A 16649-nucleotide genomic window follows, 5' to 3' on the forward strand; every position below is an offset into this window, starting at 1 on the left:
CGCGATGTTTACCTGGTGTTAACCCCGTGCTGCTTAGGCTAAGGCTCTTCTTATCCAGAGCTCGTCACCGTCATGAACCTGTATTCGATGATCAAAGGGGTGCTGTTAGCCGTGATTTTCCTCGCGCTGATGGTGGGCATCCTTCCACAGCAAACTCAGTTGGTACGCATGGGAGGCAGTGGCTGGTTTCTGGTGGGCCAGAACGTTGAGCAGACAGGGTCGTGTGATGTCGCCCGTGCGTCGTGATGAGCTGGGCGCCAACTATGCCAGCCAGTTGGTCGCCTGCGTGGTGCTGGTTATTGGTGTGGCGGTTTCGATGGGTGTCTATATCGCGCGCTTGAATGCGCACCTCGATGAGCAACGCGACCTGTCCTCGGTGTATCTGCCCGACTGCCCTGACGGCCGTGGTGGTTTTATGGTCTATCCCGATGACAGGCGCAGTGGTGATCAGTGCTACACCGCCGGTGAGGATGAATCGATGGATGTCGATCAGGTGCAGCGGCTATCAGGCTCGAACCTGGCGCAATGGTTCGACTCCATCCTGCCTGCGGTTCAAACCCCGAGCAGGCACTAGATACCTCGCGCACTGAACGGCACGGGCCTATTGCTTGCGCAGCGCAGCAGCCAGCCGCCCCATGGCTGTTTCGATTTCATGGGCAGTCAAGGATGAATACCCCAACAGCCAACCTTGTTTCTTCTCCTCGCCGGCGTACAACCGACTGAGTCCGGGCAACTGCACGCCTGCGCTGGCAGCTTGGCGGATGGTGTTTTCCTCCGACCAGCCATCGGCCAAAAGGCAGGGCATCTGCAGCCCGCCATGGGGGCACAAGGCTGTGGCAATCCCCTTCAGGTGTTTGCCGATGGCGGTGAGCATGACGGCCCGGCGCGCAGCGTACAGTTTGCGCATGGCCCGGACATGGGCGTGGTAGTGGCCGTCCTCCATGAAGCGCGCCAGGGTCAGTTGGAGGATCTGTGGCGTGTGACCGTCCATGATGCTTCGCGCATAGGTGAATGCGCTGACCAGTTCGGCAGGCAGCACCATGTAGCCCATCCGCAATCCGGGATAGAGGGTTTTGCTGAAGGTGCCGAGGTAGATCGTGCGCTGGTACGGGTCCAGGCCCTGGACGCAGGCAATCGGCGGCCCGTCGTAGTGGAACTCGCTGTCATAGTCGTCCTCGAGGATCCACTTGCCCTGCTCGGCCGCCCAGTTGATCAGCTCCAACCGGCGCTCCAGCGCTAACGTGGCGCCGGTGGGGTATTGGTGCGAAGGCGTCACATAGACGCAATTGGCGCCGCTGCGGTCTGCCCGCAGCAGGTCGGTGCGGATCCCCAGTGCATCAACTTCAATAGGCACCACCTGGGTCTCGGCCGCTTCAAAAGCCTTCTTGGCACCGTAGTAACCGGGGTTTTCCAGGAGGATGGGCTTGCCGGCATCCACTAATAATTGGGCACACAGGTACAGGGCCTGGCGAGTGCTGCTCAGTACCAGAACCTGGCTGGGTGAGCATTTGGCGCCGCGCTCGAGGTTCAAGTAGGTGGCGATCGCCTTGCGCAAAGGCTCGGCGCCTTGCGGGTCGCCATGCAACAGGACGTTGCCCCGGTAGTCCTTCATGGCCTGGCGTTGCAGGCGCTCCCATATATCGACAGGAAAGGTACGGGTTTCCGGCAGCCCGGTGGCGAAGGCCTTCACCGCCTGTTGATCAGTCACGCCACCCGTATCGAACATCATCCGGCCGCGCCGGCTCAAGCCCGCCCCTGGCACTGCATCACTGCGCTGGGTGTCTTGCATGTTGATGCGCTGGCGCGCAGCCCCGCGTAACTCGGTGCCCACTGCCTCCGATACATAGCTGCCCGAGCCCTCGCGCCGCACAATGAAGCCGTCCCGGTGCAAATGCACATAGGCGTTCTCGACCGTGTCGCGGGCAACACCTAGCGTTTTGGCCAGAACTCGGGTTGCCGGCAGCTTGAGGCCCGCATCAAGGGCCCCCTCAAGAATCAATGCCCGCAAGGCGCGCTGGATTCGCAGGTGCAGATCCAGCCGCTGAAACTCGGCATCGTTGAGCCGGATTTTCAGTGTTTCGAGCTCGAAGGTTTGCGCCATGCGGTCTGCTCTATATGAATAAATTGGCAGGAAGAAGCAGGCCAGTTTATCCGTAGACTCTGCGCTTCGCCATTTGCAAGGAGCAACGTAACGCCATGCCTTCGTCAACACCCAACGCATCGGTTCGCCTCAGCGACCTCATCCCGCCGATTGTCGCCGGCCTGATCTCGGTCATCGTCAATTATGGCGGCACCTTCATTCTGGTGTTCCAGGCCGCCAAGGTCGCTGGGCTGAGCCCTGAGTTGACGGCGTCCTGGGTGTGGTCGGTGTCCATCGGCGTGGGGGTCACCGGGCTGTTTCTCAGCTGGGTTTCCCGCACACCTATCATCACCGCCTGGTCCACACCGGCTGCTGCCTTTCTGGTTGTGGCCCTGTCCACCACGCCCTATGCCGAGGCGGTGGGCGCGTACATGATCTCGGCCGCGGCCTTCGTGCTGCTGGGCTTATCCGGCTATTTCGAAAAAGTCATCCGGCTGATCCCGCCAGGCGTGACCGCCGGGTTGCTCGCCGGTATTCTGTTACAGTTCGGCATCGGTGCTTTCGGCGGCATGAGCCTTGACCCGATGCTGGTCGGCTTGCTGATTGTTGCCTACCTCGTGCTCAAACGCCTGACCGCACGCTACGCGGTTGTGGGTATTCTGGCGTTGGGACTGGCCTTCTTGATGGCTCAGGGACGGGTCGACTTGTCGGGCCTGGAACTGCAACTGGCAGCGCCCATATTCACCCGGCCTGAGTTTTCGCTCAACGCCTTGCTCAGCGTCGCGCTGCCGCTGTTTCTGATCACCCTGACCGGCCAGTACATGCCCGGCATGCTGGTGCTGCGCAACGATGGGTTCAACATCAGTGCCAACCCTATCGTGACCATCACCGGGCTGGGCTCCTTGCTCATGGCGCCCTTTGGTTCCCACGCGTTCAATATCGCGGCGATCACTGCTGCCATCTGCACCGGCAAGCAAGCCCACGAAGAGCCCTCCAAGCGCTGGATCGCCGGCATTGCGGCAGGTGTTTTTTACATCCTGGTCGGAGTCTTCGGCGTGACCCTCGCCGCGCTGTTCATGGCCTTTCCGGCCACCTTCATCACCACCCTGGCCGGGCTCGCCCTGCTCGGCACTATCGGCGGCAGCCTGGCCGGCGCCATGGCCGATGCCAGCTCCCGTGAGGCTTCGCTGATTACCTTTCTGGCAGCGGCCGCCAACATCACGTTGTTCGGGATTGGCGGGGCGTTTTGGGGGCTGCTGATTGGGTTGGCGGCGTACGTCGTGCTTAATGGGCAGTTGCCGCGTCGGGGGCTTGATGCTCGTGAGAACGCTGCTAACTGAGGCTCCGCGACCTGGGCTCAAACGCAGCCCGCCTACCACTCAAACGCTTCGATATGGCATTCGGTCATGTCTATGCATGCCTTCCGACAAAGCATACAGAACATGGCTACGTAAACAGACGCCCGTTGCGCACGGAAATCCGCAGGCAATCTCTGCAAGATCAAGCTCCAACTGATCGGAGGGAAAATGGCGTGTCCACGATATGGATCGTCACAGCCGATCGTCCATTTCATCGCTTTTCATGCATCCAAAAATGAACGGCGCCAGTACCTGGAGGTTTGAGCCATGAAAGACGAATACGACTTCAGTAACGCCAAGCGCGGCGTCATCGCAAGCAACAAAGGCAAAACCCGTATCACGATCATGCTGGACGATGCTGTGATCGAAGCCGCCCGTGAACGTGCGCAGAGTGCAGGCACCGGCTATCAGACCGTAATCAACAATCTACTGCGGCAGGCATTGGTGTCCCAGGACACCTATAACCTAGCGCCAGCCTCGAAGAAATAAGCCAAAACCTTGCAAGTTCTCAACAATGGCATCAGCGTGTCAGAGGTCGAAGCGTTGGAACAGCAGTTGATAGCGCTCGCTGGAGAATTGAATCGAATGCTTGTTAATCCGCTGCCTGCCAAATCAAAAAGCAAACCTGTCTAAATCGAAGCGCTAGAGTTGGCTTCTTGCGAATCGCGCCATGCAGGCCAAATCCTAGGCAAAAAAAGCCTGCATCTCTGCAGCCCGCCTCCCGAGCAAGAGTCTCTCCCAAGTATCCTAGCTGAGTAAGACGCTACCAAGGCGGCTAGGAAAAAATTCCGTTTTGTGGAAGTCGTTTCTATCAGGTCGATGTAATTCATAGGAAATGAAAGCCATGTACTTCAAGTTCATCACTCTGTTCGCACTCGCATTGCTCACTGGCTGCACGACAATCCCCTACGAAAAACCGCAAGACCAGTTGAACATCCAGAAAGACTTGTTATTAAAGCCTGAGGAAATTGTCACAATGACCCAGGTGAATTGGTGCGCCTACGCCTATGGAGAAGTGACGCCTTGCCACCCTCAGGAAGCGCTGGGGGTTCAGACTCGGACAAAATTGATATTGGCCAGTTACGACAAGCCCCACTACAAAACAGTTGTTGAAGTACGAGCCAGCGACGTCATGTGCGCGCACCTACAAACGCCGGTAGATACCGCTCCCAATCTGCTTTTGTTCGCCCAAGACTATGCCGTGCAGATTTGGCCAGTAGAGCCGAGTTTTAAACCGGATATCGCGAAGAAAAAGCTCATTGTGGAAACCCTGCTCCAACCAGGAAAACGAACCTTGGTGGGCACTGAAAAGGATTATGTAAGGGACACGGGGCGAGGGAGAGCGGGGATGACGATGACCTCTATCGTAAACCTGGTTAATCCTTGTTCGCTTTGAAACTGTAAGGTAACCGTCCGGCCCACTCACCGTAAGCGTCTGCCGAACACATCTTGCACTCGCCCGTCTTGGTGCGCAGGCAAACCGTCTTGGTTCAGGGATCTGGAGGTGTTTCTGTTTTTGCAGCACAAATTGCTACAGCTTTGGGAGCCAAGGTTATCGTCACCTCCAGCCGTGATGACAATCTGGAGGCTGTAAAAAACTGGGCGCTGTTGCGGGTATAAATTATCGCACTACCCCTGAGTGGGCAGAGGAAGTTCTGAAGCTCACTGACGGCAAGGGAGTGGATCTCCTGCTGGATGTGGCAGGCGGTGACGGCATCAATCAATCGATTGCTGCAACAAAGGCAGGTGGACGTATCGCACAGATCGGCTTTCTGACAGGCCAGACCTCTACCTTGAACCTGATGCCTATGATTTTCCGGCAAACAACGATTCGCGGCATAGCCGTTGCTCCACGCTCGGCATTTGACCGAATGAACGAATTCTTGAACGAGCACAAGATTCGCCCGGTAATCGACCACGTGTATCCAGTCGATCAAGCACGCGAAGCGTACGAACATTTGGCCAGAGGCGCCTTTGGTAAGGTAGTAATCAAAATTGCTTAGGACCCAGCCACTTCAATCTCACTCGCCCGCTGCGAAGGCAGGCGCGTGAGCACGCCCTTCAAATAAGCATACGGATCATGCCCGTTGATGGCGTCATGGGAAGCGCGCTGGGTTGCTGGGTCAAATCCCAAGAAAAAAAAGCCTGTATCTCTACAGGCTTTTCTCTATCTGGCTCCACGACCTGGACTCGAACCAGGGACCCAATGATTAACAGTCATTTGCTACCTGTTAGTCACAACGGTGCCACGAAAAACGAGGTGGAGACATAGAAACGCTGTGTAGCGCGAGCGCATGAACGCATCACGCCATGAAAGTTAGTCGCGTTGGATTAGCTTGTCAAAGCAGGGTAACTCATTGGGCTGTAGGAAAAGGAGACGGTAATCGCTCATACGCCATACCGCTTGTTACCGCCAGAGGTAATGCAGTATCGACCACCCCTAGGCCCTATACACACGTTTCCAGAGGAACAGGGGCACGAGGAGCCGTAAGCTGGAGTCTGTTGGCGAGCAGGCTGTACTGGCTGCGTCACTGGTTTGGGTTTCGAAACGAAGTAGCAGCCCGACCCGCTGCACAAGCTTTTTGACGAAAGCCACTTCGGTGATTGACCATCAATACTGATGCGCGCCCAATCGTTGCGCGTCTCGAAAACCTGAACCTTTTCCCCGCGCTTCAGCTTTGAGACGACCTTACCGCTTGGTTGATTCCGGACATTGAGATTATCAGCGCTTACAAAGTGCTCAGTCGCAGAGACAGGGGCCGGCGTTGAGGGTGAGGCTGGAGAAGTCGACTCAAACGTACTCGGCGCGCTCAGAACGCCTGACTGTGCGGGGGCTGAAGGCGTGTCCTTCTTCCCCACTGCCCACAGGACGGCAAAAACAAGCAGGAGCGGGACAAACCATGACCGGGACTTCTTGCGCATATCCATTGCTCTCATTCGGCACGTATTACAACGGGTGTCTTCCTGACCAACCTGACGCATCACCTATTGCGAGCTTAGCCAATCTTCCGTTTTTTGCAGCCAACCTAATTTCGAAAGCTTGGTTTTTCCCTGATCCAGTATCTCGAGCAGACGCTGCGTCGCATCATTAGAAAGAAACCATTTGGCTCTTTCTGCGTTGCAGTGTTTTGGGTCGCTCCACGCCCATTCACCACTCTGTCCGCCGCAGCTATGTAGTGGTCAGCTATGAAGATCTGATGCCCTTTGAAAGCCCCCAATTGCTCGGTCGCATCAGTGACACTGGTGTCACCAAAAGACGTAGTGGTATGAAATGGTTGAGTTGCTAAACAACCCGCCAGATAAGCCTCCAGCTAGCTAAGCGATATTTTTCACTCGAAATTTCCTTCCAAAAAACAGCGTAAAGCCGCCTATTAAATTGCATTGATATTAAAAATCACCCCAGACTCGTTGAAACCCTACCAACTGGATGGTAGCTTTGTTTCAGATCTTAAATATCTGCAACCAACGACATCCCTGTGAGAATCCCATGCAAGACTGGAAGCAAACCCGGAAAGACATCAACACTCGTTTGATAGAGCTGAATGGCTTGTCACCTGAAACCATGAAGGGTATGGCTGCTCTCGGTGCCGCCGGAAGCAAAACCCATCATCTAGACGCCAAGACTCGCGAACTCATCTCCCTCGCAGTGGCCGTGACGACTCGCTGCGATGGCTGCATTGCATTTCACGCCGCTGAAGCAAAGAAGCTCGGTGTAACCAGTGAAGAGGTCGCCGAAGCACTGGGTGTAGCTATCAACATGAATGCCGGTGCCGCGCTGGTCTACAGCACCCACGTACTCGACGCGTTCGATAAGTCCTAATTCAAACGCCGATGTTCTTCCCCTTCAACGACGTCGAGATTAATTATGAATACGCTGTTCGCACCTTACGATCTGGCCGGTACTCCGCTGAAAAACCGTGTTGTCATGGCCCCAATGACTCGCACCCGAACCTTGAACAACATTCCGAATGAATCCAACGCGCTTTACTACGCGCAACGAGCTTCCGCCGGCTTGCTGATCACAGAAGGCCTGCCTATTTCCGATGAGGCTCGCGGCTATCTGTACACCCCTGGCATTTACGAAGATGTGCACTTACCAGGCTGGCGCAAAGTGACTGACGCGGTGCACGCCAAGGGCGGGAAGATTTTTGCGCAGCTCTGGCACGTAGGCCGTATGTCCCACACCTCGGTACACGGCATGGTGCCAGTCTCCTCGGGCACGGTGCCTGCGGTAGATACCACGGTGTATGCCTGGATCGAACCAGGTAAATCTGGCCCGGTACAGCCAAGCACACCACGTGCGCTGGAAACTGAAGAAGTGAAACGCGTCATCGCCGACTTCGTGAAGTCCGCAAGGATGGCCATTGACGCCGGCTTTGACGGTATCGAAATCATGGCAGCCAACGGCTTCCTGTTCGACCAATTCCTGAGCAGCGCCCTGAACACTCGTACTGATCAGTACGGTGGCTCTATTGCAAACCGTCAACGCTTCCTGCTGGAGACCATTGATGCGATTGCTGCTGAAATCGGCGGATCGAAGATTGGTGTTCGCTTCTCTCCGTTTGGTCGACTGTATGACTTCGGTGTGTACGAAGGCGAAGAAGAAACCTGGATGAGTATGGCGGCTGCCCTCAACGAAAGAGAGCTGGCATTTGTTCACCTGAACTACCAACCGACCATCCTCGCCGCGCAAACGCCACCAGGTTTCGGCGCTGCATTTCGTGAAGCGTACAAGGGCACCTTGATGGCTGCGGGCGGCTTCACCAAAGAGATTGCAGAGTCTGAGTTGGCCAAAGGCGAGCTAGATCTGATTGCCTTTGGCACCGCCTACATTGCCAACCCTGATCTGGTAGAGCGCATGCAGAACAATTGGCCATTGGCCGAGGGTGATCGCGCGACCTACTACGGCGTAAGCGGTTCGATTGATAAGGGCTACACCGACTATCCGGAATACGCAGCGGCCAAAGCCTGATATTCCTTCACAAACATCTAGGAGAACACCATGCCACTCGTAACTATCAAAGGGATTGAAGGCGTTTTTTCCGACGAGCAAAAAGCTGAGGTGATTCGCAAAGTGACTGACGCTATGGTGTCGGTTGAAGGCGAAAACATGCGCGCTCTCACGTGGGTCATCTTCGAAGAGGTAAAAAGTGGAGACTGGGGTATTGGTGGCAAACCTGTGACCACCCAAGAAGTATTGAAGCTGCAAGCCGGCGAGTAAGGCTTCACCTTCAGATCATTAGCTTCCTGTTATTTGAGTGCGGCCATGCTCAACGAACAGGGAGCTTTTCCGTTCTTGGAGAACGCCAGGTTTGTGGGGACTACTCCGTGATTCTGATCATTTACGCCCATCCTTACCCTGACAAATCCAACGTCAACATGTTGATGCTCAATCTGGCAGCCAGCAATCCCGCTGTCGCAATCCGTTCGCTGTACGACCTCTACCCCGGTTTCAATATCGACGTTCAAGCTGAGCAGAGAGCGGTGGAACAGGCGGATCTCCTCGCTCTGCAACACCCGCTGTACTGGTATAGCTATGGGGCACATCATTACCCTACGTCAGATGGGTGTGGAAGAAGTCGAGCGAGAAACATTTGAAAGCGCATTGCCCCTCGGGCGCCGGGGTTTTGGAGCAACTCGGGATAGGACGCTACGAAGCTCGTGAGCGTGCGGATCGATTCCGCCGCCTGAGTTTGGAGATGCTAGAGGAGATGGCCGCTCAGGCCCAGGACGATACCGAATTCAAGTATGACGCTTACAAACGAGCCAACGCTTTACTAACGGAAATATTCAATGAAGACCGCGCTCATCCAAGTGATGCTGGCCCAGGAAAAGTGAGCCTTGCGCATAGGGAGACAGGTAGCTGATTTGGCTTATAGGTCGCGGAGGGATGCTTGGTTAGCTAGCATCTTCCAGCTCAGTGATGATTGCTTTTTTCAAGGCCGAGACCGATTTAGACCCAGCGAAGACTTTCAACAGTCGGCCTTCATGAAACACCGCCAACGACGGCACAGAGCGGATGCCGTACATCTGCGCGATTGTCGGAGACGCCGCGATATCGATCTTCCCAAAAACTGCTAGAGAGTGGAGCTTTTCCTCCAGCTCAATGAAGATTGGCTTCATTTCTTTACAGGGTTTGCACCAAGAGGCTGAGAACATTACGACACTGCTTCCTTTGGCTACGAAGCGGGCAAATTGGGGAGCGCTCAATTCAACGATACGGCTCATTGGGATCTCACATGTTGTGTTAAGGAAAAGGGGGCACCTTCTGAGTACCCCCGTTCCGTTGTCCATCAAATTTCGCAGCCATCAATGCCGCAGACTTGACCCATCAATGAGCTATCCCCGGTTCTCGCTTTAGCAACCATTTGATCCAGCGCTTCAAGAAAGATCGCTTCTGGCTGAGCACCTGACACCGAGAACGCGTTGTTGAAGACAAAAAGTGGCACGCCGGAACCCAGTTGGGCTGCGAAATGCTCGTCCTCTAGCATCTCAACACGCAGCTCCACGGATGACCGCGCCAACTGAATTGATTCATCGGGCACACCTGCCTCCTTCGCAATCGCCTCCAAATTGACGCGATCAAAAAGCGACTTGCCGTGACTGGTACTTTGCTCGTACAGCGCCTCAACAAGGCGCTTTTTCACTGTCGTGTCTTCAACTGCTTTCACCAGGATATGAGCATCCGCTGTGTCACCAAACATCATGGTGTCGAAGCGATAATCCAGCCCGTCAGCCTGGCCATATTTACTGACCGTACTCATCATCGCCGCTGCGGAGTCTGGGTTGCCGAGTTTACGTTTCAGTGCCGCGATCATCGGTTCAGGGGCGTGATTTGCAGCCAGTCGATAGGCCCGAATGTTGACCTGTACATCGTCCTTCTGCGGTAAGTTTTCGAGTGCTTTTTCAAAACGACGCTTGGCAATCCAGCACCAGGGACACACATAATCAGACCAGATATCGACTACATATTTTTTCGAAGGGGTTTGCATATTTTTTCCTGCACGGAGAAGTGAAGATTGCATTGCGGCCATTTCAAGCAAATGGTTAAAGCCAGCCAACGGGTCGGCTGAGCGACCCAATGTCCAATCAATGAGGCTTGCTCCCTCCAACATGCTCAGAAGCATGAAAGCGAAGTGCTCAACAGATGTTCCCAGCGATCAGCTGTGCTGCCGGACGGCGTCATTGAGGGTGCTTTGGAGCCAAGTGAGCTGCGAATTGAAGAATTCCCTTGTGAGCCCTTGGAGCGACAAAGGCAACGCAGCGATTTGCGCCGCCAAGGCGCCGCATAACGGCAGCAGCCCCTCATTCGCGCTGATCACAAAAAGTCGGGAAAAAGCCTGTAAGCGGTTTCCGCGTAGCTCAGCAGCGCGGCTTTTGATGGACACTTGAAACTCCTACAACCAGCACCCTTGTCACCGGAGCGGCGTGCTGCAGAGCGCCCCAATGAGAGGCGCTACACGCAGAGCTTGCCTCGGTGTTTAGGCACGCACCGCCATCACCCCTGCATCGACGTCCCAGATAGCACCAGTCACCCAGGAGGTTTTATCGGAGAGTAAGAAGAGGATGGTGTTGGCGACGTCTTCAGGAACACCGACTCGACCCAGTGGGTGGAAGTCGTTCAGCGACTTCATCGCATCCGGGATCGCGTCCTTATCCATGAAACCTTCATAGATCGAGGTGTGAACGATGCCTGGCGAAACGGCATTGACTCGGATACCTGAGGGAGCCAATTCAATTGCCAGGTTTCGGGTGACTGCGTGCAGGCCCGCCTTGGCCATCGAATAAGCGGTTGCTGGAGAGCCGGCCAGCGCGGCCTGCGCGCCAATCGAACCGACGTTAACAATGGAGCCTTCGCGCTTGGCAGCAAGCATATTCTTGACCACGGCCTGCGTGATAAAGAATGTGGCGCGGTTCAGATCCAAGTACATGTCGTAGTCAGCCTCATCGTGCTCGATGAAAGGCTTCGGAATGAATATGCCTGCAGAGTTCACCATGAAGCCGATGTCACTGTGGTTGGCATTGATTTCGTTGCGTACATGATTCATCCCTTCCTCGGTCATGAGGTTGGCAACGATCACTGATACGGTCCCCAACTGACTCAGCTCGGCGCGCACAGCATCGGCTTTATCCTGTTTGCTGCCGGTGAGAACCACGCTGCCACCTGCCTTTAAAAACTGGCGCGCTGTTTCCAGGCCCATGCCGCTCGTGCCGCCAACAACCAACAGTTTTTTACCTGCAAAAAAATCGCTCATTACAGACTCCGGTATTAGATTCGTAAGAGGTCGCCAGCGGCAAGGTGCCGCGCTGACCTATGGCCAGAACGGTTAGCCTTCGATGACTTCGAGCTTAGGGAGCATGCGAATGGCTTTAGAGAAGTTTGCGTAGTTGACCGAAGTCTTGAGCACTACGTTGTGCAGCTCCTCTACACGCTCACGGGAGGCGTCGGTTTGCAGGCGAATGACGACACTCACCTCGTCGTAGCCTGGGTTAACGCTTTCGTCGATGCCTAGGAAACCGCGCAGGTCGAGGGTGCCGTCAGTCTCGATCTCCAGGCTGTGAATCTTGATGCCCATCATCGCGGCATTGGCGGCATAGCCGACCGACATGCAGGCGTTGAGAGCAGCCATCAGCAGCTCCTGAGGGTTGGGCGCGGTGTTCTCGCCAAGCAATTCATTCGGCTCATCGGCTGCAATTTCAAAATCGCGGGAATAGGTTTCACCAGCCAAGCTGTAACGGCTGACTTTGGCTACAGAACGGGTCTGACCCTTCCAAGCAGTCTTAACGTTGAAGCTTGCGTGGCGCTTAGTCGCATCACCAGCAACGCCTTCGGCGAAATTCTGGAGTGCGGCGACATCGATACCATTCAGATTGCTGCTCATTGGACGTTCCTCTTCAGATAAGCCGGACGATTCGACCGGAAGAGAAACAAGCCTACCAAGTAGTAGGTTGGCTTACAAGGAAGATGACGATACCAATAGCTTCGAAAAGCTAGGCTGCATAGAGGATTTGGGAATATTGATGACAACACAGTGGGAGTCGTGACCGACAGAATCACTCCGAGAGTGACGCCAGCACAGGTCATCTCACAGCTCTAAGCATCAGGTTTGTTTTATATAACTGTACGAATTGATGGCACAAGACCGTCTCCGCATAGATATAAAATCAAGGAGGTTTATCGCTGTTTATGCCCCAGGCCACGTATTGGGACGAGATGGAGCTTCGTTTCAAGAGGTCACTTTGAACGCAGCCAAGAGCGCGGTCGCCGCTAAACATGGGCGATACTGTACAATTCGCGGTCAGGAAAAAGCGCCGCCTACAAGCAAACCTCCCCGTTATTGGATGCAAATCTACCGCACACCAGATAATACCGAGTGATCTATCTGGTGGTTTTAGTCTGCGCTAATTAAAACAGCGTAGATTGGCTCGCGACCCCGAATCAAATAATTCAAGGCCGCCTGCTCTTGGCAGGCGATCAAGTCGGGAGACTATTGGAATATGTACCAAAGATACAGCGATGAAAGACGCCCCCGGGCAGAGAGTGCAGCGGTAGAGTCTATAAACGTAATTGCTACGTCTTTAGTGACGAAGGGTAGATAAAATCAAATCAAATCCCGAAGATCTCTCGTAATCATCGCTCATCGCCCAAGAAACAAAGCTCGCACCTTCTAAAGTGTTCAATATGAACCTTGAAACCCTGATTACATCCAGTTCGGCTTTAAGCTCTCCTCGATCTTGACCCTGCTTAATATTTTCTTGGAGCCAAGTGAGATGGATCTCAAAGAATTCCTTTGTCACTTCTTTGAGGCTTTCAGGCAGGGCCATAAGCTCTGCGGCCAAGGCTCCACAGAGTGGAAGCATCCCGTTCAGGCTGCTGTGAGCGAACATCAAGGCGAAGGCATTCAGCCGGTCGACAACACTGACGTGTTCATCATTGATAGCGTCCAGCTGCTTTTTAAACCGGAACAGGTAGCTCTCGACGATGGCAATTGCCAAGCCTTCCTTGGTGGGGAAGTGATGATGAATACTCGCCTTTTTAATGCCGATGTCGTCCGCAAGGTCGGCATAGCTGAAGGCCGCATAGCCTTTCGTGCGCAGCAGAACCTCGGCGCTGGTCAAAAGGTCTGAACGTGTACTCATGATGCTGCATCCAAATTTATCATCCTGGCATCATAAATTAGTCACACCTCATAAGACAGCGTTCGCCGAACGCTGAACTGAGCTACCGATGTGATTGCCGATTTCGTGTGCATGCCCTAAGCCGCATGAACCTCCTCGAATAGCCAATCTTGAAACGCTCTCAACCTCGGCACGCTCGCATATTTTTTACACGGGACAACGTCGTGGCAAAGTAAAGCACCCTCAGATTACGGGGCACGTGTGCCCTACGGGAAAGCCGGACCTGGGACCCACTACCTGTCCATACGCTCCAGGGGGCTCTCAACAGCAACTGAATGCTGATGGCCCACTACCCGCCTCCTCACCGATGACGCGTATCGACATCGACCTCAACCGACATGCCCGGGCGCAGCGAAGACTCGAAAGGCTGGTCCGGATCAACAGATATGCGCACCCCGATACGCTGCGGTACCTTGACGAAATTGCCCGTTGCATTGTCCGGCTTGAGCACCGCGAATTCCGAGCCCGTCGCTGGTGAGAGCCGCTCGACATGCCCCGTTAGCGTCGCCCCTCCTAACGCATCAATCCTGAGCGTCGCGATCTGGCCGGGCGCAATAGCCTTAGTCTGCGCCTCCTTGTAGTTCGCGACTATCCAGTGATCAGCGGGCACTACCGACATCAATTGTGTGCCGTGGGTCACGAATTGGCCCAACCGCACGCCCACTTCTCCGAGCACGCCATCCTCCGGCGCCTGGATGACCGTGTGATTAAGATCAATCTGAGCCGCACGCAGTTTTGCCTGTGCCACCCGCACCTGGGCTTCCAGACCTTCACGGCCGACATCCACGGTACGCAACTCCTCCCGAGCAATCGACTCTTGCGCACCCGCCTGCTGTACCTCGGCCTGGGCTTGACTGAAATCGGCTCGTGCCTGGTCGCGCTCGCGCGTAGAAATGGCGCCATCCATGACCAACGCGTTTGCGCGCTGCATGTCAGCGCGGGCACGCAATAAGCGCGCCTGCGCACCGGCCATAGCTGCAACATGACTCTCGATGCCCGCCATGCGAGCAGCGTGCGCCTGCTGGTTGTTGGAGAGGTCGGCATTGGCGACGCCAAGATTGGCCGTCGCCTCATCTACCTGCGCCTGATAGACCTCATCGTCAATACGCACAAGGACCTCGCCTCGCTTGACCTGCGCGAAATCTTGCCCGGCCACCTGGACGATATAGCCGCTGACCTGAGGGGCAATCACCGTGGTTCGCCCCCTCACATAGGCGTTATCTGTCTGTTGCAGACCTGCGTCAAAAGGCGGCAACTTCCAGATGTACAGGACGATCGTAATAACGCCAATCGCAGCCAGCACCATGATGATGCCTTGCAAACGGCCCCGGGGCGGGGGCGACCAATGAAAAGCAGTGTGTTCAACATCCGATGGAACAGTCATGGAATCAGTCATTTACGTTCTCAGGCTCGCGACGGATGCGCGAGAGGAAAAAAGCCGACATCTGCAGATAAAACACATACATCGCGGTGCCAAAAGCCAGCACTGACACCATGCGAAAGACGTCATTGAATGCCAGTACGCTAGCCTGTTGCTGCAACGCTTGTCCTAGCAGCTTGCTGCTCTGTTTCTGGCGCTGTTCCGGGTCGGCTATATGACTCGAAAGCAACGCCTCGCCAATGCCGAGGCGCGCTACGACAAGGGGATTGGTGATCGGCGCACTGTCCGCCAGGCTAGCGATATGGGACTGGGTTCTGATGAACTCGTAGCTGCCCATTACAGCCGACCCTGCCAGGCTGCCGATACTCTGGCTCGCCCCGTACAGGACCACGAGCGTGATCATGTACTGAGGTCCCTTCGCGAACAGTTTGAGAAAGCCAAAGATCAAGGCAGGCCCGATGAACAGCGTCGCACCGAACCCAATCAAACACTGGCTCAGGTACAGTTGCGGCGCACGCGTGAGGCTGGTGGATTGCGAGTCCAGATACGCTCCCGTTGCGATAAACAACGCCGCGACCATGACCTGCCAGGGGATACGTTTGGGCGACAACGTCAGGCAAGCGACGACGATCCCCATCAGCATCGACACCAGTACGCACGCAAACAGGACACGCAACTGATCGTTATTGAGCCCGCCCATTGATAGCAAACCTACCGAGCCGAAAGTCTGCTCGGCCAGCGATAGCCGAACCAGCAGCGCAATCGCAACAAAACGCATCAAGTCGAAACTGCCCAGCCAATCCAATTGCAACAGCGGCTGACGCCGACGTCGTTCAATGAACACCACCGTCACCAGCAACGAGATAGCCGCCACCAGCATCCAGCCGAGAAAGGGCGCGTCGGTCCACCAATAGCTCCGGCCGAGGCCAAGCACACCGGCAAACAGCAGGAAGGATGAAACCAGCAATACAATCACGACTGCGTCCGAGGCAGCAAACACGCTGGCCCTATCACTGCGTGGCAAAGGCACCGCCAACGTCACACCCAACACCGCTATACCAATGCCTAGATTCAACAAGTGCAGCCCCAGCCAATGTTCCGAGGCGAGAAATTCCACGGGAATCATGCGCGCCACCGGCGATCCTATCTGGGTAAGCCCTACGCTGATAATCAGGGCCATCGGCTGGGCCGATGGGGCTATGGCCTGCATCAGATAATAGGTACTCAAGGCGATCAACGTCGCGCACATCAAGCCGTTGATCGCCGTGGCAATGACCGCAGTTGTCAAAGTGGGCCACAGTAACTGCAGCACACAGGCAGCGATGTAGGTACCGACAATGCTTGCCGTGACCAAAGGGATTCCGAACTGCATCCGGGCCTTGACCAAGGTCAGGTTGGCGCTGGCATTGATCGCCAAAAAAACTGCCACCAACCATGAGACCTGAGCCGTGTACTCGCCAATAGAGCCAGAGATTACGCCTAGATTGCTCGCCACCAGGCCGTTGCACAGCGTCGTGCAGGTCCCGAGGAATAAGCCTACGACAAAATATATGCCACGCCTGGCCGGCGACAGCCTGGGCTTATAAGGACTGCCCGCCATCGCCGGTTTCTCGTCAGCTTTGAACACGTATTCAGCGCTGGCCATGTACAG

General features: G+C 55.4%; 16 protein-coding genes and 6 pseudogenes. 11 read left to right on the forward strand and 11 right to left on the reverse strand.

The genetic code is table 11. The features are described from left to right. Window positions 1–72: 72 nt before the first annotated feature. Together AB4P90_RS19675 and AB4P90_RS19680 are read left to right on the forward strand one after the other, a co-directional pair. Window positions 73–246 (forward strand): hypothetical protein, encoded by a 174-nt coding sequence (locus AB4P90_RS19675; RefSeq protein WP_395605319.1) that lies wholly within the window; start codon window positions 73–75, stop codon window positions 244–246. Next, window positions 227–574, forward strand: a complete 348-nt coding sequence (locus AB4P90_RS19680; protein WP_020302272.1) for a hypothetical protein — start codon at window positions 227–229, stop codon at window positions 572–574. Before AB4P90_RS19675 ends, AB4P90_RS19680 begins: the two co-directional genes overlap by 20 nt. Before the next feature lie 27 nt (window positions 575–601). Here AB4P90_RS19680 and AB4P90_RS19685 read toward each other — a convergent pair whose 3' ends face one another. Continuing rightward, entirely contained in the window at window positions 602–2101 is a 1500-nt protein-coding gene (locus AB4P90_RS19685; protein ID WP_058410780.1) for a PLP-dependent aminotransferase family protein, read from the reverse strand. 95 nt (window positions 2102–2196) lie between these two features. Here AB4P90_RS19685 and AB4P90_RS19690 point away from each other — a divergent pair, with 95 nt between their 5' ends. The 4 genes and pseudogenes from AB4P90_RS19690 to AB4P90_RS19705 all read left to right on the forward strand — a co-directional run. Then, window positions 2197–3420 carry a benzoate/H(+) symporter BenE family transporter gene (locus AB4P90_RS19690; protein ID WP_019817531.1) on the forward strand — a complete coding sequence of 408 codons (1224 nt, stop codon included), beginning with the start codon at window positions 2197–2199 and terminating at the stop codon, window positions 3418–3420. A 285-nt stretch (window positions 3421–3705) separates the two neighbouring features. Continuing rightward, a pseudogene (locus AB4P90_RS19695) lies at window positions 3706–4071 on the forward strand (BrnA antitoxin family protein). A gap of 211 nt (window positions 4072–4282) precedes the next feature. After that, complete coding sequence (locus tag AB4P90_RS19700; protein WP_019817530.1) at window positions 4283–4834, forward strand: hypothetical protein; 552 nt, start codon at window positions 4283–4285, stop codon at window positions 4832–4834. Between the two features lie 80 nt (window positions 4835–4914). Then, a pseudogene (locus tag AB4P90_RS19705) lies at window positions 4915–5441 on the forward strand (NAD(P)-dependent alcohol dehydrogenase); the annotation flags it as partial. Here AB4P90_RS19705 and AB4P90_RS19710 read toward each other — a convergent pair. Together AB4P90_RS19710 and AB4P90_RS19715 are read right to left on the reverse strand one after the other, a co-directional pair. Further along, window positions 5438–5530, reverse strand: a pseudogene (locus tag AB4P90_RS19710) (transposase domain-containing protein); the annotation flags it as partial. The pseudogenes AB4P90_RS19705 and AB4P90_RS19710 sit on opposite strands and share 4 nt — an antisense overlap. A 296-nt stretch (window positions 5531–5826) precedes the next feature. Beyond that, window positions 5827–6420 (reverse strand): SH3 domain-containing protein, encoded by a 594-nt coding sequence (locus tag AB4P90_RS19715; RefSeq protein WP_306372330.1) that lies wholly within the window; start codon window positions 6418–6420, stop codon window positions 5827–5829. A gap of 505 nt (window positions 6421–6925) precedes the next feature. Here AB4P90_RS19715 and AB4P90_RS19720 point away from each other — a divergent pair. The 5 genes and pseudogenes from AB4P90_RS19720 to AB4P90_RS19740 all read left to right on the forward strand — a co-directional run. Next, a complete protein-coding gene (locus AB4P90_RS19720; protein WP_014719234.1) occupies window positions 6926–7258 on the forward strand; it encodes a carboxymuconolactone decarboxylase family protein in 333 nt (110 codons plus the stop codon). Between the two features lie 45 nt (window positions 7259–7303). After that, the gene (locus AB4P90_RS19725; protein WP_108538346.1) at window positions 7304–8410 is read left to right on the forward strand and encodes an alkene reductase; all 1107 of its coding nucleotides are present in this window, start codon (window positions 7304–7306) and stop codon (window positions 8408–8410) included. A gap of 30 nt (window positions 8411–8440) precedes the next feature. Next, window positions 8441–8659 (forward strand): 4-oxalocrotonate tautomerase family protein, encoded by a 219-nt coding sequence (locus tag AB4P90_RS19730; protein WP_014719236.1) that lies wholly within the window; start codon window positions 8441–8443, stop codon window positions 8657–8659. Window positions 8660–8766: 107 nt separating this feature from the next. Continuing rightward, window positions 8767–8973, forward strand: a pseudogene (locus AB4P90_RS19735) (NAD(P)H-dependent oxidoreductase); the annotation flags it as partial. Between the two features lies 1 nt (window position 8974). Continuing rightward, a pseudogene (locus AB4P90_RS19740) lies at window positions 8975–9305 on the forward strand (glutathione-regulated potassium-efflux system protein KefC); the annotation flags it as partial. Window positions 9306–9336: 31 nt separating this feature from the next. Here the strand turns inward: AB4P90_RS19740 and AB4P90_RS19745 are convergent. The 8 genes and pseudogenes from AB4P90_RS19745 to AB4P90_RS19780 all read right to left on the reverse strand — a co-directional run bounded on the left by AB4P90_RS19745 (window position 9337) and on the right by AB4P90_RS19780 (window position 16643). Continuing rightward, window positions 9337–9666 (reverse strand): co-chaperone YbbN, encoded by a 330-nt coding sequence (locus AB4P90_RS19745; protein WP_038450968.1) that lies wholly within the window; start codon window positions 9664–9666, stop codon window positions 9337–9339. A gap of 65 nt (window positions 9667–9731) precedes the next feature. Further along, window positions 9732–10430 carry a DsbA family oxidoreductase gene (locus tag AB4P90_RS19750; protein ID WP_014719238.1) on the reverse strand — a complete coding sequence of 233 codons (699 nt, stop codon included), beginning with the start codon at window positions 10428–10430 and terminating at the stop codon, window positions 9732–9734. A gap of 6 nt (window positions 10431–10436) precedes the next feature. After that, a pseudogene (locus tag AB4P90_RS19755) lies at window positions 10437–10787 on the reverse strand (TetR/AcrR family transcriptional regulator); the annotation flags it as partial. Between the two features lie 132 nt (window positions 10788–10919). Continuing rightward, on the reverse strand, window positions 10920–11693 hold the full coding sequence (locus tag AB4P90_RS19760) for an SDR family NAD(P)-dependent oxidoreductase (RefSeq protein WP_019817523.1): 774 nt from the start codon (window positions 11691–11693) through the stop codon (window positions 10920–10922). 72 nt (window positions 11694–11765) lie between these two features. Then, the gene (locus AB4P90_RS19765; protein ID WP_014719240.1) at window positions 11766–12320 is read right to left on the reverse strand and encodes an OsmC family protein; all 555 of its coding nucleotides are present in this window, start codon (window positions 12318–12320) and stop codon (window positions 11766–11768) included. 697 nt (window positions 12321–13017) lie between these two features. After that, window positions 13018–13578: a TetR/AcrR family transcriptional regulator gene (locus AB4P90_RS19770; RefSeq protein ID WP_014719241.1), complete on the reverse strand. Its 561-nt coding sequence runs from the start codon at window positions 13576–13578 to the stop codon at window positions 13018–13020. 340 nt (window positions 13579–13918) lie between these two features. Continuing rightward, window positions 13919–15013 carry an HlyD family secretion protein gene (locus AB4P90_RS19775; protein ID WP_038450971.1) on the reverse strand — a complete coding sequence of 365 codons (1095 nt, stop codon included), beginning with the start codon at window positions 15011–15013 and terminating at the stop codon, window positions 13919–13921. Continuing rightward, the gene (locus AB4P90_RS19780) at window positions 15006–16643 is read right to left on the reverse strand and encodes an MFS transporter (protein ID WP_395605320.1); all 1638 of its coding nucleotides are present in this window, start codon (window positions 16641–16643) and stop codon (window positions 15006–15008) included. The genes AB4P90_RS19775 and AB4P90_RS19780 overlap by 8 nt, the downstream gene beginning before the upstream one ends. Window positions 16644–16649 lie beyond the last annotated feature (6 nt).

The organism is Pseudomonas sp. B16120 (assembly GCF_044218845.1).
Lineage (GTDB): Bacteria > Pseudomonadota > Gammaproteobacteria > Pseudomonadales > Pseudomonadaceae > Aquipseudomonas > Aquipseudomonas paracarnis.

Bases quoted from the DNA above. Each gene is read 5' to 3' on its own strand.
- AB4P90_RS19690 (WP_019817531.1), top strand. From the start codon at position 2,197: ATGCCTTCGTCAACACCCAACGCATCGGTTCGCCTCAGCGACCTCATC.
- AB4P90_RS19745 (WP_038450968.1), bottom strand. From the start codon at position 9,666: ATGAGCCGTATCGTTGAATTGAGCGCTCCCCAATTTGCCCGCTTCGTA.
- AB4P90_RS19770 (WP_014719241.1), bottom strand. From the start codon at position 13,578: ATGAGTACACGTTCAGACCTTTTGACCAGCGCCGAGGTTCTGCTGCGC.
- AB4P90_RS19700 (WP_019817530.1), top strand. From the start codon at position 4,283: ATGTACTTCAAGTTCATCACTCTGTTCGCACTCGCATTGCTCACTGGC.
- AB4P90_RS19760 (WP_019817523.1), bottom strand. From the start codon at position 11,693: ATGAGCGATTTTTTTGCAGGTAAAAAACTGTTGGTTGTTGGCGGCACG.
- AB4P90_RS19685 (WP_058410780.1), bottom strand. From the start codon at position 2,101: ATGGCGCAAACCTTCGAGCTCGAAACACTGAAAATCCGGCTCAACGAT.
- AB4P90_RS19775 (WP_038450971.1), bottom strand. From the start codon at position 15,013: ATGACTGATTCCATGACTGTTCCATCGGATGTTGAACACACTGCTTTT.
- AB4P90_RS19725 (WP_108538346.1), top strand. From the start codon at position 7,304: ATGAATACGCTGTTCGCACCTTACGATCTGGCCGGTACTCCGCTGAAA.
- AB4P90_RS19715 (WP_306372330.1), bottom strand. From the start codon at position 6,420: ATGCGTCAGGTTGGTCAGGAAGACACCCGTTGTAATACGTGCCGAATG.
- AB4P90_RS19675 (WP_395605319.1), top strand. From the start codon at position 73: ATGAACCTGTATTCGATGATCAAAGGGGTGCTGTTAGCCGTGATTTTC.
- AB4P90_RS19730 (WP_014719236.1), top strand. From the start codon at position 8,441: ATGCCACTCGTAACTATCAAAGGGATTGAAGGCGTTTTTTCCGACGAG.
- AB4P90_RS19765 (WP_014719240.1), bottom strand. From the start codon at position 12,320: ATGAGCAGCAATCTGAATGGTATCGATGTCGCCGCACTCCAGAATTTC.
- AB4P90_RS19780 (WP_395605320.1), bottom strand. From the start codon at position 16,643: ATGGCCAGCGCTGAATACGTGTTCAAAGCTGACGAGAAACCGGCGATG.
- AB4P90_RS19720 (WP_014719234.1), top strand. From the start codon at position 6,926: ATGCAAGACTGGAAGCAAACCCGGAAAGACATCAACACTCGTTTGATA.
- AB4P90_RS19750 (WP_014719238.1), bottom strand. From the start codon at position 10,430: ATGCAAACCCCTTCGAAAAAATATGTAGTCGATATCTGGTCTGATTAT.
- AB4P90_RS19680 (WP_020302272.1), top strand. From the start codon at position 227: ATGTCGCCCGTGCGTCGTGATGAGCTGGGCGCCAACTATGCCAGCCAG.